Annotated in this window: 12 protein-coding genes; 9 read left to right on the forward strand and 3 right to left on the reverse strand. The window is 69.1% G+C overall.

Annotated elements, in window-relative coordinates:
• Positions 1-132: 132 nt before the first annotated feature.
• Together ACP690_RS10880 and ACP690_RS10885 are read right to left on the reverse strand one after the other, a co-directional pair.
• Positions 133-1203, reverse strand: coding sequence for a substrate-binding domain-containing protein (locus ACP690_RS10880; RefSeq protein WP_426261103.1), 1071 nt, complete (start codon positions 1201-1203; stop codon positions 133-135).
• Positions 1204-1451: 248 nt separating this feature from the next.
• Positions 1452-2687 (reverse strand): ATP-binding protein, encoded by a 1236-nt coding sequence (locus ACP690_RS10885; protein ID WP_426261102.1) that lies wholly within the window; start codon positions 2685-2687, stop codon positions 1452-1454.
• Positions 2688-2853: 166 nt separating this feature from the next.
• Here ACP690_RS10885 and ACP690_RS10890 point away from each other — a divergent pair, with 166 nt between their 5' ends.
• From ACP690_RS10890 to ACP690_RS10905, 4 genes are read left to right on the forward strand one after another with little or no spacing between them, the layout of a single operon-like run.
• A complete protein-coding gene (locus ACP690_RS10890; RefSeq protein WP_017979513.1) occupies positions 2854-3291 on the forward strand; it encodes a hypothetical protein in 438 nt (145 codons plus the stop codon).
• A gap of 4 nt (positions 3292-3295) precedes the next feature.
• Entirely contained in the window at positions 3296-3577 is a 282-nt protein-coding gene (locus ACP690_RS10895; protein WP_426261101.1) for an HPr-rel-A system PqqD family peptide chaperone, read from the forward strand.
• Complete coding sequence (locus tag ACP690_RS10900; RefSeq protein WP_426261100.1) at positions 3574-4428, forward strand: HprK-related kinase A; 855 nt, start codon at positions 3574-3576, stop codon at positions 4426-4428. Before ACP690_RS10895 ends, ACP690_RS10900 begins: the two co-directional genes overlap by 4 nt.
• Complete coding sequence (locus ACP690_RS10905) at positions 4413-5444, forward strand: nucleotidyltransferase domain-containing protein (protein WP_426261099.1); 1032 nt, start codon at positions 4413-4415, stop codon at positions 5442-5444. Before ACP690_RS10900 ends, ACP690_RS10905 begins: the two co-directional genes overlap by 16 nt.
• 132 nt (positions 5445-5576) lie before the next feature.
• Here the strand turns inward: ACP690_RS10905 and ACP690_RS10910 are convergent, their stop codons facing one another.
• The gene (locus tag ACP690_RS10910; RefSeq protein ID WP_426261098.1) at positions 5577-6269 is read right to left on the reverse strand and encodes an HAD-IA family hydrolase; all 693 of its coding nucleotides are present in this window, start codon (positions 6267-6269) and stop codon (positions 5577-5579) included.
• A 62-nt stretch (positions 6270-6331) separates the two neighbouring features.
• Here ACP690_RS10910 and glmU point away from each other — a divergent pair, with 62 nt between their 5' ends.
• From glmU to ACP690_RS10935, 5 genes are read left to right on the forward strand one after another with little or no spacing between them, the layout of a single operon-like run.
• Complete coding sequence (gene glmU / locus ACP690_RS10915; protein WP_426261097.1) at positions 6332-7684, forward strand: bifunctional UDP-N-acetylglucosamine diphosphorylase/glucosamine-1-phosphate N-acetyltransferase GlmU; 1353 nt, start codon at positions 6332-6334, stop codon at positions 7682-7684.
• Between the two features lies 1 nt (position 7685).
• The gene (gene glmS / locus ACP690_RS10920; protein ID WP_294284518.1) at positions 7686-9509 is read left to right on the forward strand and encodes a glutamine--fructose-6-phosphate transaminase (isomerizing); all 1824 of its coding nucleotides are present in this window, start codon (positions 7686-7688) and stop codon (positions 9507-9509) included.
• Positions 9510-9559: 50 nt separating this feature from the next.
• Positions 9560-10492: an ROK family protein gene (locus tag ACP690_RS10925; RefSeq protein ID WP_426261096.1), complete on the forward strand. Its 933-nt coding sequence runs from the start codon at positions 9560-9562 to the stop codon at positions 10490-10492.
• Between the two features lie 48 nt (positions 10493-10540).
• Positions 10541-12445 carry an EAL domain-containing protein gene (locus ACP690_RS10930; protein WP_331361554.1) on the forward strand — a complete coding sequence of 635 codons (1905 nt, stop codon included), beginning with the start codon at positions 10541-10543 and terminating at the stop codon, positions 12443-12445.
• Positions 12442-14331: an ATP-binding protein gene (locus tag ACP690_RS10935; RefSeq protein ID WP_426261095.1), complete on the forward strand. Its 1890-nt coding sequence runs from the start codon at positions 12442-12444 to the stop codon at positions 14329-14331. The genes ACP690_RS10930 and ACP690_RS10935 overlap by 4 nt, the downstream gene beginning before the upstream one ends.
• Positions 14332-14353: the final 22 nt, after the last annotated feature.

The raw sequence follows: 14353 nt of genomic DNA on the forward strand, positions 1-14353 counted from the left end.
ACTCATCGTCACCCCGGACTTGGTCCGGGGTCCACTCTGCGGCGAGGGAGCGGGCTAGAGGCTTAAGCGCTGCCCCCGCGGCCCGGTGAACCCCGGACCAAGTCCGGGGTGACGGAGTGAGGTGGGCAACCGTCACGACGGCAGGTCCGCCGGGTTCAGCGGCGTCTCGTTCGCGATCACCGCCGCCGACGCCGCACGCACCGCAGCGGGCGCGGCGATCAGGCCGCGGCGGACGAGCGGGCCGCCCGGTCCCCAGGCCGCGGCGTACAGGCGCAGGAACGTGTCGAGGCCGGGGATGGCGCGCAGATGCCCCTTCTTGACGTAGAGGTATAGCGGGCGCGACCCCGGATAGCGGCCGTCGGCGATCGCGTCATAGGTCGGCAGCACGCCGTCGATCGCGACGCCGTTCACCGTATCGGCATTGTGTTCGAGATAGCTGTAACCGAACACGCCGATCGCATCGGGGTTGGCGCTGAGTTTCTGGACGATCAGATTGTCGTTCTCACCCGCGTCGACATAGGCACCGTCCTCGCGCACCCGCGTGCAGAGTGCGCGATGCGCGTCGGGCTTGGTCCGTGCCAGCAGGCGCGCGCGGGGATCGAGCGCATCGCAGCCGCGCGTCAGGATCAGTTCGGCGAGCGCATCGCGCGTGCCGCTGGTCGCGGGCGGGCCATAGACCTGGATCGGCGTCGCGGGCAGCGCCGTGTTCACGTCGCGCCACGTCTTCGCGCGATTGGGCTTGCCGAAGGGCGTCGCGGCGAGCGCGCGATACAAATCGGCGGGAGTCAGGCGCATGCCGGGCCCGTTCTTCGCCTCGGCAAAGGCGATGCCGTCGATGCCGATCTGGATTTCGAGTACCGGCCCGACGCCGTGTGCCTCGCAGGCGGCATATTCGCTGCGCTTCATCCGGCGCGAGGCATCCTCGATATCGGGGTGTCCCGCACCGATGCCGGCACAGAACAGCTTCATGCCGGCGCCCGTGCCGGTCGATTCGATCACCGGCGATCGGGCGTCGGGGTTGTCAGCCACGAACGCCTCGGCCACCGCGGTGGTGAAGGGATAGACGGTGGACGAGCCGACGACGGCAATCTGATCGCGCGCGCCGCTGCCGCCGCCATTCGCCTGATCCTTGCACCCTGCAAGGCAGAGCGCCAGCGTCAGCAGAGAGCCGGCCAGCAAGCGGCCGGAAGGAAGACAGCGCATCGGATCCCCGCGGGCGACTCGCGCGTCGCCCAACCCGCCTCTGTGACGGTTTTGTTGCCATTTGATGACATGGGCGGCGGGTGCCTCATTTGCATCGTCACCCCGGACTGGCTCCGGGGTCCACTCCGCGGCGAGGGGGACGGCGGGAGGCTCGCACGCTGCCCTCGCGGCCCGGTGGACCCCGGAACCAGTCCGGGGTGACGGGGGTGTGGGGGATAGGTCGCGCGACTCGCTATCGACGTGCCGTGTCAGGCCTTCGCCGCCGTCGGCGTGGCGACTGCCGTCTCCGCCTCCGCTGCCGGCAGCGCGATCGTCACCGTGGTGCCGATGCCGACGCGGCTCGCGATATCAAGCCGGCCGCGGTGGCGTTCGACGATATGCTTGACGATCGCGAGGCCCAGCCCCGTACCGCCGACGCTGCGGCTCCGGCCGGCATCGACGCGGTAGAAGCGTTCGGTGAGGCGGGGGATGTGCTGCGGCGCGATGCCTTCGCCTTCGTCGCGGACGACGAGCTGGACCAGTTTCGAGCGGTTTAGGCTCAAGGACACGCGCACCGGCGTGTTCGCACGGCCGTATTTCATCGCATTGCCGATGACGTTGTGGAACAGCTGCGACAGCTGCGCTTCGTCGCCGGTGACCGCGGGCAGGCCGGGATCGATCGTGACCGACACGTCGCCGGCGCGCGGGCTGCGCGCGGCGGCGATCTCTGCGGCGACGTCTTCCAGCAATTCGCCAAGGTCCAGCCGTTCGCCGGGCAGGCGGTACTTCTCCGCCTCGATGCGGGACAGCGAGATGAGGTCTTCGACCAGCCGCTGCATGCGCCGGGCCTCGTCGAACATCACCTTCAGGAACCGCGCGCGCAAGGCGGGGTCTTCGCCGGCCTCTTCGTTCAGCGTTTCGATGAAGCCGAGGATCGAGGCGAGCGGGGTGCGCAATTCATGACTGGCGTTGGCGACGAAATCGACGCGCATCTTTTCGGCGGCGTAATTGCCGCTCTGGTCGACGAGATGGACGATGCGCATGCCGTCGGTGGTTTCGCCGGTGCGCATCTCCCAGCGCTGGTCGGGCGCGCCGACGCCGACCAGTTCGACCGGGCGGCCAGGCAGCGTGCCGGTCGGGCCCAGGCGGTCGGCGGCGGCGGGATGGCGGATGGCAACGCGCACGTCCTCGCCGACGATATGCTTGCCCAGTACGGAGCGGGCCGAGGCGTTGGCGCAGGTGACGATGCCGCGGCGGACGAGCAAGACGGGTTCGGCGATGACGTCGAGCACCTCGCCGAGCAGGGTATCGGCGTCGGGCCCCCGTGCGCGGGCGGCCGCCTGTCCCTGATCGCCGCGGCCCATGGCGGCGAGCGCGGCGGCCATGGCGCCGACCACCGTCACCGCCGCGCCGTCGACGCTGCCGCCGACCGCATAGACGCCCACGCCCGTGCCGAGCGCGATGACGAGCGCGCCGCTGAGCCGCCGGGCGAATCGGGTTAGCATGGCGTCCTCGCTAGCCGAGGATGACCGCTTGCGGGAGGGGGCGCATGACGCAATTTGCGGGGCGCGCGGCGCCAACGCCGCGGCAGACCGTCCCGCCACGGTACGCGCGCCATACTTGCCAGTGGCTTACGAATATGAAAGGCACGCTTGCGATAACAGGGGTGTCATGAGCGACGAAACGCCGATCGACGGTGCGGACCAGACCGCCGGACAGCCTGATGCTGCGCCGGTGACGGAGGGCGTGTCGACGCGCCGCCGGGTGCTGATGCTCGGTGCGGTCACCGCAGGGGCGGTCGTCTCGATCCGCCCGGCGCTGGCACAGAGCGCGGCGTCGGTGATGACCTGCGAGATCCCGGTGCCCGACCTGGGCCGTGCGGGCCAGTATATCGACCAATATGGCAATGTCGTGCCGGCAGGCACCAAGGGCGCGTTCGCGCCGCCGGGTCGCCCGTTCAAGGGCGACGAGGTGAAGCGCGCGCTCGCCGGCGGGCAGCTGCCGGGTACGACCTACGACAGCAGCCGCGCCTATATGGCCTATATCCGGCGGCTGCAGCGCGGGCAGGGCGGCTTTACCTGTTTCGCCTCGTTGCAGATGCCGCGCTGACCCGATGCGCTATCGCGCCGCGGCGCCCGACACGCTGCTGAGCCGCGAACTGGATATGCTGGTCGCGGTCTTCCATCGATCGTCGGGGATCACGCATCTGCTTGCCAGCCCCGCGCCTGAAATTCTGGAGACATTGGCTGCGGGACCGCTTGATCGGGACGGGCTGCTCGCCCAGCTCGGCGAGACGTTCGAGCTGGGCGATGGCGGTGGCGATGCACTGGCCGCGCGGCTCGACGAACTGGTCGCGGCCGGGCTGGTCGAAGCGGAGCCGATCGGGGCGGCATGAGGCACGTCTTCTGCGTTCGGATCGGGCCGATCGGTTTTCGGATCGGCAGCGAGTGGCGCGCGCCGATCGCGGCGCTGGAAGAGCTGTATCGTTATTACCCCTCGCCCAATCTGCCCGACTTCACCGTGCGGCTGGAGGCGACGCGGCCGTGGCGGCGCTGGGTGCGGCCGTCGGTGCGGATCGGCGGCGATTACATGCTGCCCGAAGCCGCGCCGCTGCCGCTGGCGCAGGGGCTGCTCGCCGCCGAGATGGCGATGAACCTGCAATTGGCACTGGGCTGCCGGCGCTATCTGCTGATCCATGCCTCGTGTGTCGAGCGCGATGGGCGGGCGCTTCTGATGACGGGCGAATCGGGGGCGGGCAAATCGACGCTGGCGACGTTGCTTGCTGCGCGCGGCTGGCGCTTCATGGGCGATGAATTCGCGCTGATCGATCACGAGACGGGGCTGGTCCACGCCTTTCCGCGTCTGATCAGCCTGAAGAACGACGGGATCGCCGCGGCGATGGCGGCCTGGCCGAGCGCGCGCATGGGGCCACTGCTCGCCGGGACGCCCAAGGGTGACATCCGCCACATGGTGCCCGATGCGCTGAGCGTCGGCGCGATGGACGAGCCGGCGCAGCCGGCACTGCTGCTGTTCCCGCGGCACGGCTTTGCGGCGGATACCCGCGCGGTCGCCGCATCGGAGGCGTTCGTACGGCTGACGCAGGCGTCGACCAATTACGTGATGCTCGGCGAGACCGGATTCGACGCGCTGACCCGGCTTGTTTGCGACACCCCCGCCATGGCGATCGACTATCCCGACGGCGCTGCCGCAGTCGAGCAGGTGGAGGCGCTGTGGCGGACGCTCTGATCCTCGCCCGTGCGCTCGCCGATCCGACCAGTCTGGCGCTCGACACCGACTGGGCGGGCCTCGTCACCATGGCGCGCGCCGAACAGTTGCTGGGCACGCTCGCGTGGCGGCTGCACGGCCTGCCGCTACCCGAGGACGTCGCGTTGCTGCTGAGCGATGCGCGCGCCGCGGCCGAGAATGGGCGCCGCACGGCCTTGTGGGAGGCGGAGATGGCGCGGCGGGCGCTGGCGCCGCTCGGCGTGCCGGTCGTGCTGCTGAAGGGGACCGCCTTCGTCGCGGCGGGACTGGCGGCGGGGCAGGGGCGGTCGATCGGCGACCTCGATATCCTGGTGCCGCGCGAGGCGCTGGATGCCGTCGAGGAGGCGCTGCTCACGGAGGGCTGGGAATGGGTGAAGCCCGATCCGTATGACGACGCTTATTATCGGCGCTGGATGCACGAATTACCGCCGCTGATCCACGCGGAGCGCGACCGGATGATCGACGTGCACCATACGATCCTGCCGCTGACCGCGCGGGTACGGCCCAACGCGGCGGCGCTGATCGCGGATGCGGTGCCGCTTGGTAACGGGCTGTCGGTGCTGTCGCCCGCGGCGATGATCGTCCATGCGGCGGCGCATCTGCTCGCTGACGGCGATCTGGCGGGGGGCCTGCGTAACCTGTGGGATATTCACTGCCTGTATGGCGAGGCGGCGGAGGACGATCCCGCCTTCGGCCTGACGCTGGTGGACGAGGCAGGGCGCCATGGCTTGTATGAGGCGGTGGTGCGCGCGCTGCGGCTGTCGCAGCAGCTGTTCGGGACGCAGGTGCGGGCGTACGAAAGTTCGGGTCGTATCCGCCTGACGCCGCGGTGGAGCGACCGGCTCTTCCGCCGCCGCCTGCTGGCGCGAGACGACTGGGGGCGGCCGATCCGTCCGGTGACGCGGCTGGCGTTCTACGTGCGCTCGCACTGGCTGCGTATGCCGCCGGCGATGCTGGCGCGGCATCTGTGGATCAAATGGCGTAGGAGCAAAGCCTAGCCCCGCACACTGCGTCACCCCGGACTTGGTCCGGGGTCCACCGGGCCGCGGGGGCAACGTACGAGCCTCAAGCCGTCCCCCTCGCCGCAGAGTGGACCCCGGAACGAGGCCGGGGTGACGGAGTGCGTGGGGCTAGCGCGCTGCCAGCCGCTCAAGCGTCGGGATCAGTTCGTCGAAGCCGTCGATGATCGCATCTGCGCCGAGTTCCCCGACCGGCTGCATAAGGAAACCGAACGAGCATGCCACGGTCGGCAGTCCCGCGGCATGGCCCGCCTGCACGTCGAAGATCGAATCGCCGACGAATGCCGCGGTGCCCCCGCCGCAGCGGGCGAGCATTTCGTAGATCGGCTTGGGGCTGGGCTTGCCGTTGCCCGGGCCCATCGTGTCCCCGCCGATGATGCACGCGAAGCGCCGCGTCAGGTCCAGCGTGTCGATCACCTTCCGGGCGAGCGCTTCCAGCTTGTTGGTGACGACGGCGATCCGCACGCCGCGCGCCGCCAATGTGTCGAGCGCCTCGAGCGTGCCGGGATAGGGGCGGGTCAAGACCGCGATGTTCGCTTCATAATGGTCGAGCAGCCGCCGATGCAGCACGTCGAGCGTCGCATCGTCGCACCCGCCGGTCGCGGCGAGCCCCTGCGCCAGCATGTGCCGCGCGCCGCCGCCGATCATCGGCTTCACCTGTTCGACGGTCAGCAGCGGCCGGTCGATGGAGGCGAGTGCATGGTTCACCGCCGCCGCCAAGTCGTCGCTCGTATCGAGCAACGTGCCGTCCAGGTCGAAGCCGACAATGTCGAAAAACGGATCGGGCGATGAATTTAGCGTCATATGCCGCGCCGGTGACGTCTCCCTATGGAAATGGCAAGTCTTCCGTGGCAGGCGACATCGCCATGACCAGTCCTCTCGCCGTCATCATCCTTGCTGCGGGCAAGGGTACGCGCATGAAGTCCGATCTGCACAAGGTGCTGCACCCGATCGCCGGGCGGCCGATGCTGATCCACCTGATCGACAGTTTGAACCAGGCCGGGGCGACGCGGCGCGTCGTCGTGGTCGGCGCGAGCGGCGAGCAGGTCGAAGCGGCGGTCGCCGCCACGGGGGTCGAGATCGCGTGGCAGCGCGAGCAGCTGGGCACCGCGCATGCCGCGTTGCAGGCGAAGGACGCACTGGCCGATTTCGACGGCGTCGCGATCGTCTGCTTCGGCGACACGCCTTTGCTCGCGACCGAGACGGTGGCACGGCTCGCCGCGCGGCTGGAGGCCGGGGATGCGCCGACGGTCGCGGTGCTCGGCTTCCGACCCGTCGATGCGCGCGCCTATGGCCGGATCATCGCGGATGCGGACGGCACGATCGCCAAGATGGTCGAGTTCAAGGACGCTTCGCCCGAGGAGCGCGCGGTCGACCTGTGCAATTCGGGCGTCACCGCTGTGCGCACGCGCGACCTGTGGCGGCTGCTGGAGGCGGTCGGCAACGACAATGCGGCGGGTGAATATTATCTGCCCGACATCGTCACGCTCGCCGTCGCCGAAGGCGGCCGCGCGGTGGTGATCGAAACGGGCGAGGACGAGGTGGCGGGCGTCAACAGCCGCGCCGAACTCGCCGCGGTCGAGGCGGGCTGGCAGGCGGCGCGCCGCCATCAGGCGATGGCCGATGGCGCGACGCTGATCGCGCCGGAGACGGTGTGGTTCAGCCACGACACTCAGATCGGCCGCGACGTGGTGATCGAGCCCAACGTCGTCTTCGGTCCCGGCGTGTCGATCGCCGACGGCGCGACGATCCGCGCCTTCAGCCATCTGGAGGGTGCGAAGGTCGGCGCCAAAGCCGATGTCGGCCCCTATGCCCGCCTGCGCCCCGGCGCGGACCTGGCCGAAAAGGCGAAGGTCGGCAATTTCGTCGAGGTGAAGAAGGCGACGATCGGCAAGGGCGCCAAGGTCAACCATTTGTCCTATATCGGCGATGCCGAGGTGGGCGCGAACGCCAATATCGGCGCGGGCACGATCACCTGCAATTACGACGGCTTCTTCAAGTACAAGACCAGCATCGGCGCGGACGCCTTCATCGGCTCGAACTCGGCGCTCGTCGCGCCGGTGTCGGTCGGTGACGGCGCGATCGTCGCGGCGGGATCGGTGCTGACGAAGGACGTTGAGGCCGGCGCACTCGCGCTCGTCCGGCCGCCGCAGATTGCCAAACCCGGCTGGGCCACCAAATTCCGCGCGATGATGCGCGCCAAAAAGGAAGCGAAATAACATGTGCGGAATCGTTGGAATCGTCGGGGCCGAGGCCGTTGCCGACCGTCTGCTCGACGGATTGAAGCGGCTGGAATATCGCGGCTACGATTCGGCGGGCATCGCCACCGACCATGACGGGCAGATCGAGCGGCGCCGCGCCAGCGGCAAGCTGGTCAACCTCGCCAAGGAACTCGCCGCCGCGCCGCTGCCCGGCACGACCGGCATCGCGCACACCCGCTGGGCGACGCATGGCGGCCCGACCACCAACAACGCCCACCCGCATGCGACCGACGAGGTCGCGGTGGTCCACAACGGCATCATCGAAAACTTCAAGGCACTCCGCGACGAACTGATCGCGCGCGGCCGCGTGTTCACCAGCGAGACCGACACCGAAGTCGTCGCGCATCTGGTGAGCGAGAAGGTGGAAGCCGGCCTTGATCCCGTCGGCGCGGTGCGCGAGGTGCTGCCGCGCCTGCACGGCGCGTTCGCGCTCGCCATCCTGTTCCGCAAGCATCCCGACATGCTGATCGGCGCGCGGCTCGGCTCGCCGCTGGTCGTCGGCTATGGCGAGGGCGAGACCTATCTCGGCTCGGACGCGCTGGCGCTCGCCCCGCTGACGCAGCGCATCGCCTATCTGGACGAGGGCGACTGGGTCGTCTGCACGACCGAGGGCGCGCAGGTCTATGACCGCGACAATCATCCGGTCGAGCGGGCGATCACCATTTCGGGCGTCACCGGCGAGCTGATCAGCAAGGGCAATCACCGCCATTACATGCTGAAGGAGATCTACGAACAGCCGATCGTCGTCGCGCAGACGCTGCGGTCGTACCTGCAGCGGATGGAGGATCGCGTGACGCTGCCGATCCCCGACTTCGACCTCGCGGGCATCAAGCGCGTGACGATCGTCGCGTGCGGCACCAGCTTCTACGCCGGCATGGTCGCCAAATATTGGTTCGAACAGTTCGCGCGCGTGCCGGTCGATCTCGATGTCGCCTCCGAATTCCGTTACCGCGCGCCGGTGATGGAGCCGGGCGGTCTGATGATCGTCATCAGCCAGTCGGGTGAGACGGCGGACACGCTCGCCGCGCTGCGCCACGCCAAGTCGGAAGGGCAGACGATCGCCGCGGTGGTCAACGTGCCGACCAGCAGCATGGCGCGCGAGGCGGACCTGCTGCTGCCGACGCATGCCGGGCCGGAGATCGGCGTCGCATCGACCAAGGCCTTCACCTGCCAGCTCGCGGTGCTCGCCGCGCTTGCCGCGAACCTCGCCCGCGCCAAGGGCAAGTTCAAGGACGGCGAGGAACGCGAGATCGTCAAGCATCTCGCCGAGACGCCCGCCGCGCTCAACGCCGCGCTCGCCTATGACGAATCGATCCAGGAAATGGCGGGCGTCGTCGCCGCCGCGCGTGACGTGCTGTATCTGGGCCGCGGCACCGATTATCCGCTGGCGCTGGAGGGCGCGCTGAAGCTGAAGGAGATCAGCTACATCCACGCCGAAGGCTATGCCGCGGGCGAAATGAAGCACGGCCCCATCGCGCTGATCGACGAGAACGTCCCCGTCATCGTCATCGCGCCGTCGGGTCCTTTGTTCGAAAAGACCGTCAGCAACATGCAGGAAGTGCAGGCGCGCGGCGGCAAGGTCGTGCTGATCAGCGACTATGACGGCATCCAGGCGGCGGGCGAGAATTGCGTCGCGACGATCACGATGCCCAAGGTCCATCCGCTGATCGCCCCGCTGGTCTATGCGGTGCCGGTGCAGTTGCTCGCCTATCACGTCGCGGTAGCGAAGGGCACCGACGTCGACCAGCCGCGCAACCTCGCCAAATCGGTGACGGTGGAATAAGCGCGGCCCTGCGCGACCGTTGCGCTGCTTTCATGGGATGGGATGACAGAATGGACCGTGTGCCCCCGTTGGTTGCCGGCATCGAATTGGGGGGCACGAAGATCGTCTGCATCCTCGCGCGCGGACCGGACGATATTCAGGACCGCGTGCAGATCCCGACGACCCGGCCCGACGAGGCGCTGGCGGCGGTCGAGGCCGTGCTGGACGGCTGGGGCGGTTTCGAGGCGCTGGGTATCGCGAGCTTCGGGCCGATCTCGATCGACCGGCATGCCGCCGATTACGGCCACGTCACCTCGACGCCCAAGCCGCATTGGGCGGGCACCGACGTCGCGGGCCGTCTGACCGCGCGCTATCAGGTGCCGACCGGCTTCCACACCGACGTGGTCGGCGCGGCGCTGGCCGAGGCGCGCTGGGGCGCTGCGAAGGGCCTGCCCGATATCGCCTATGTCACCGTCGGCACGGGCATCGGCGTCGGCCTGATCGCGGGCGGCAAGCCGGTCGACGGCCTGACGCACAGCGAATTCGGCCATATCCGGCCGCAGCGCATGCCGGGCGACGACTGGATGGGCATCTGCCCGTTCCACGGCAGTTGTCTGGAGGGCCTGGCCGCCGGGCCCGCGATCGGCGCACGCGCCGGCTGCAAGGGGGAAGACATTCCCGCGGACCATCCGGTGTGGGAACCCGTCGCGCATGTGCTGGGTCAGCTGTGCCATACGCTGGTGCTGACCGGCGTGCCGCGGCGGATCGTGATGGGCGGCGGCGTGATGGTCGGTAACGACCATCTGTTCCCGCGCGTCCGCGACGCGATGGTGCAGAGCCTCGCCGGCTATATCGCGCTGCCCGAGATCGCCGAACCCGCGTTCATCGTGCCGCCCGCGCTGGGGGGCAATGCCGGGCCGCTCGGCGCGATCGTGCTCGGTGAGCAGGCGCTGGCCGAACGCATGGGCACAGCCGCGTCGGCGGGGGCGTTTACGACGCCTTAACCGCATCTGCTTACTCCCTCGTCAACCATAAGAGGGAAGTTGCTGCAGATGACCGCCGCCGTTTCGAAGCGCCTGCTGATCGTCGATGACGAGCCGGCCATGCACGACAGCTATGCCCGCTGCTTCGCGGTGCAGCGCGGTGCGGCGGAAAATGCGCTCGACGCGATGGCGGCGGAGCTGTTCGGCGACGACGCGCCGGCGGCGGATGCGGCGGCGGACGACAGCTTCGACCTGACGCATTGCCATCAGGGCCTCGACGCGGTCGCGGCGGTGGAGGCGGCGCTGGCGGCGGGGACGCCCTATGCGGTCGCGTTCATCGATGTGCGCATGCCGCCGGGCATCGACGGCCGCGAGACCGCGCGCCGCATCCGCGCGCTCGATCCCGAGATCAACCTGTGCATCGTCACCGGCTTTTCCGACTTTTCGCCGATCGAGATCAGCAAGGTCGCAGGGCCGGCGGACAAGATCTTCTACATCGCCAAGCCGTTCGAAGTGGCGGAGATCGTCCAGACCGCGACCGCGCTGGCGCATCGCTGGCAGGTCGATCGCGAACTCACCGCCGCGCGGGAGCAGCTCGCGGCCCAGATCGTCCAGCTCGAAGAGCAGAGCGCCGAGCTTGCCGCGAACGAAAGCCGCGCCATCCACATGGCGACGCACGATTCGCTGACCGATGCGCCCAACCGGCTCGCCTTCCTGCGCGCGCTGGGTGATCGCGCCAAGCGGCCGGGCCTGTTCGCGACCGCGATGTTCGATCTCGACCGGTTCAAGATCGTCAACGACACGTTGGGCCACCTCGCCGGCGACGCGCTGATCCGCGAAGTGTGCAGCATCCTCCATGCGCAGGCGCCCGAGGGGGCGATCGTCGCGCGTCTGGGTGGCGACGAATTCGGCGTGCTGTTCGATGCACCCGGCGACGAGGCGGCGGTCATGGCCTGCGACCGCATCGTCGCGGCCTGTGCCGGCACGCATCAGGTGTTCGGCAATTCGGTGCAGAGCGGCGCGTCCGCCGGCCTCGTCGTCGTCGAGGGCGCGGGGGTGTGCGATCCCATCGACGCGCTGCGCCGCGCCGACCTGGCGCTCAACGATGCCAAGCGCGCCGGTCGTGGCGTGACCCGCCTGTTCGACGAGAGCATGGACGAGGGCATCCGCTTCCGCCGCCGGATCGAACATGGCCTGGGCCAGGCGATCGCGCGCGACGAGCTGAGCCTCGTCTATCAGCCGATCGTCGCGCGCAACCAGCTGGAGGTGACGGGCTTCGAGGCGCTGGTCCGCTGGAACACGCAGGAATATGGCCCGATCAGCCCGGCGACCTTCATCCCGATTGCCGAGGAATCGAACGTCATCCACGAACTGGGCGACTGGATCCTCGACACCGCGCTCGCCATGGTGACGCGCTTCCCCGGCCAATATGTCTCGGTCAACTTCAGCCCCCGCCAGTTCCGCCGCCACAATTTCGTCGGCCACATCATGGAGGCGGTGCAGCGCGCCGGCGTGACGCCGAACCGCGTGCAGATCGAGATCACCGAGACCGCGATTTTCGACGACGCCGAACGCGCCGCCGAAACGCTCTACAAGCTGCGCCAGATGGGATTCCGCATCGCTCTGGACGATTTCGGCACCGGCTATTCCTCGCTCTACAATATCCGGAAGTTCGCGCTCGACAGCCTGAAGATCGATCGCAGCTTCATCGACGGCATGGGCCGCGAGCGTGAGAGTGCCGCGATCGTCCATTCGATCATCCACCTGGGCCGCGCGCTGGGGCTGGAGGTGATCGCCGAGGGCGTCGAGACGGAGGCGCAGGTGCAGGCGCTGCGACTCGCGGGGGCGAGCCATTTGCAGGGCTATTTCTTCTCGCGGCCCGTCGCGCCCGATGCGGCGCTGGCGCTGGCTGAGCAGCGGTTCCTCAATCAGGACCTGGTCGAAGCCGGAGCCGCCACGGGCACGCACGGATGATCCCGGCGCTACGGACCCGGTGGCCCTTCGGGCGCCGGCGGCCGATCGGTCCTGCCTCGCTCGGTGCCAAGCTGGTGCTGATCCTGACCGCGGTCGGCGTTGCCGGTGCGCTGGGGATCACGCTGCTGCTCGCGAGCGTCATCACGCCGAGCTTTTCGGCGCTGGAGGCCAAGGCGATCGCCGGCCATGTCGAGCGCACGCAGGCGGCGCTGGGCGAATATGCCGCCAAGGTCGAAAACGCCGTGCGCGACTATGGAGACTGGACGCAGAGCTACGATTATATGGCGACGCCGCCGGGGTCGCCCGCGGCGGCGACGTTCGAACGCGACAGCTTCTCGCCGCTGGCGATGACCAACCTCGGCGTGCAGGGCATGGCCTATGTGACGCCGCAGGGGACGCTGCGCATCGCGCGCTGGCTCGACCCCGCCAGCGGACGCGAACGGGCGCGGCTGCGCACGGCGCTGGTGCAGCTGGCGACGCATGCCGATCTTGCCAGGGTGATCGGACGTAACAATTCCGGGCATTTCTATGCGCGGCTGGGGCCGGTGGTCGCGGCGATCGGTGTGGCGCAGGTGCGACGGTCCGATGGTACGGGAAGCCCGCGCGGCTATGTGCTGATGGCGCGGCAGGTGACGTCGCGTCAGCTGTCCGACCTGATCCGCCTCGACGCGCGCATCGACCGGTCCGGGCTGGGTGATGCGCCGATGGTCACGCCGGGCAAGCGCACTATGGCGATTGCCGTGCCGATTGCGGGTGTCGATGGCCATGCCGTTGCCGCGGCACGATTCCATGTCGTGCGCGACGTGTCGCTGCTGGGACGGCGGATGCTGCTGCTCGCCATCGCCGGGTCGACGCTGCTATTGCTGATCGTGCTGCTCGTCCTGCGCCGCGTCATCGCGCGGCTGGTGCTGGCGCCGCTGCTGCGTGTCGAGCGGCATATGCAGCGGGTGCGGGCGTCGGGATCGATGGCGCTGTTCCAGGATGACGGGCGCCGCGACGAATTCGGTTCGCTGGGCCGCAGCCTCAACGCGATGCTGTCGCAGCTGAAGGACCTGCGCGAGCAGATCGAGGTGCAGAGCTTCGCGCTCGGCCGCAGCGAAAGCGCGGTCGCGGTGATGCACAATGTGCGTAACGCGCTCAATCCGATCAGCACGATCCTGAGCCAGGGCATCGCACAGGCGCCGCCGATCGATCGTGCGACACTGGAACGGGCGATCGCGGAACTCGCGCGCGACGATCTGCCGGCCGAGCGCCGTGCCAAGCTTGCCGCCTTCGTCCAGGCCGCCTTCGCCGCCAAGATGGCGAGCCGCGAGGCGATGCGCCGCGAGCTGGAGGTGGGGCGCGAGGCGATGGCGCACGTGCTGGAGATCATCGGCCAGCAGCAGAAGCAGGCGCACGAGCGCCCCAGTCTGGAACGCTGCGACCTCAGCGAGATCGTCGCGCGCAACGCGGCCATCGCGCGCTATTCGGACAGCGCGTCGATCGCGTTCAGCTTCCCCGCGGAGGCGCATCTGGGCTTGGCGAACCGCGTGATCCTGAGCCAGGTGATCGGCAACTTGCTGGGTAATGCGGCCGAATCGATCGCGGCGACCGGGCGGCAGAGCGGGTCGATCGGGGTGACGATCGACGAGGAAGGCGATGAGGTCGTGGTGCGGATTCGCGACGATGGCGAGGGCTTCGACGCGGCGACGGGTGCGACCTTGTTCCAGCGCGGCTTTTCGACGCGCGCGCACAAATCGGGCGGGCTGGGCCTGCACTGGTGCGCCAATTCGATGACCGCGATGGAGGGCAGCCTGCGTCTCGAGAGCGACGGCAAGGGACTGGGCGCGACCGCGGTGCTGACACTGCGCGCGGCGGAACGGGACGAGATCGCGCAGGCGGCGTGATCGCGTCCCGTGGCGGCGCGCG

Origin of the sequence: Sphingomonas sp. DC4900, from assembly GCF_049896485.1 — a bacterium.
In the GTDB taxonomy this organism is placed as follows: domain Bacteria; phylum Pseudomonadota; class Alphaproteobacteria; order Sphingomonadales; family Sphingomonadaceae; genus Sphingomonas; species Sphingomonas aquatilis.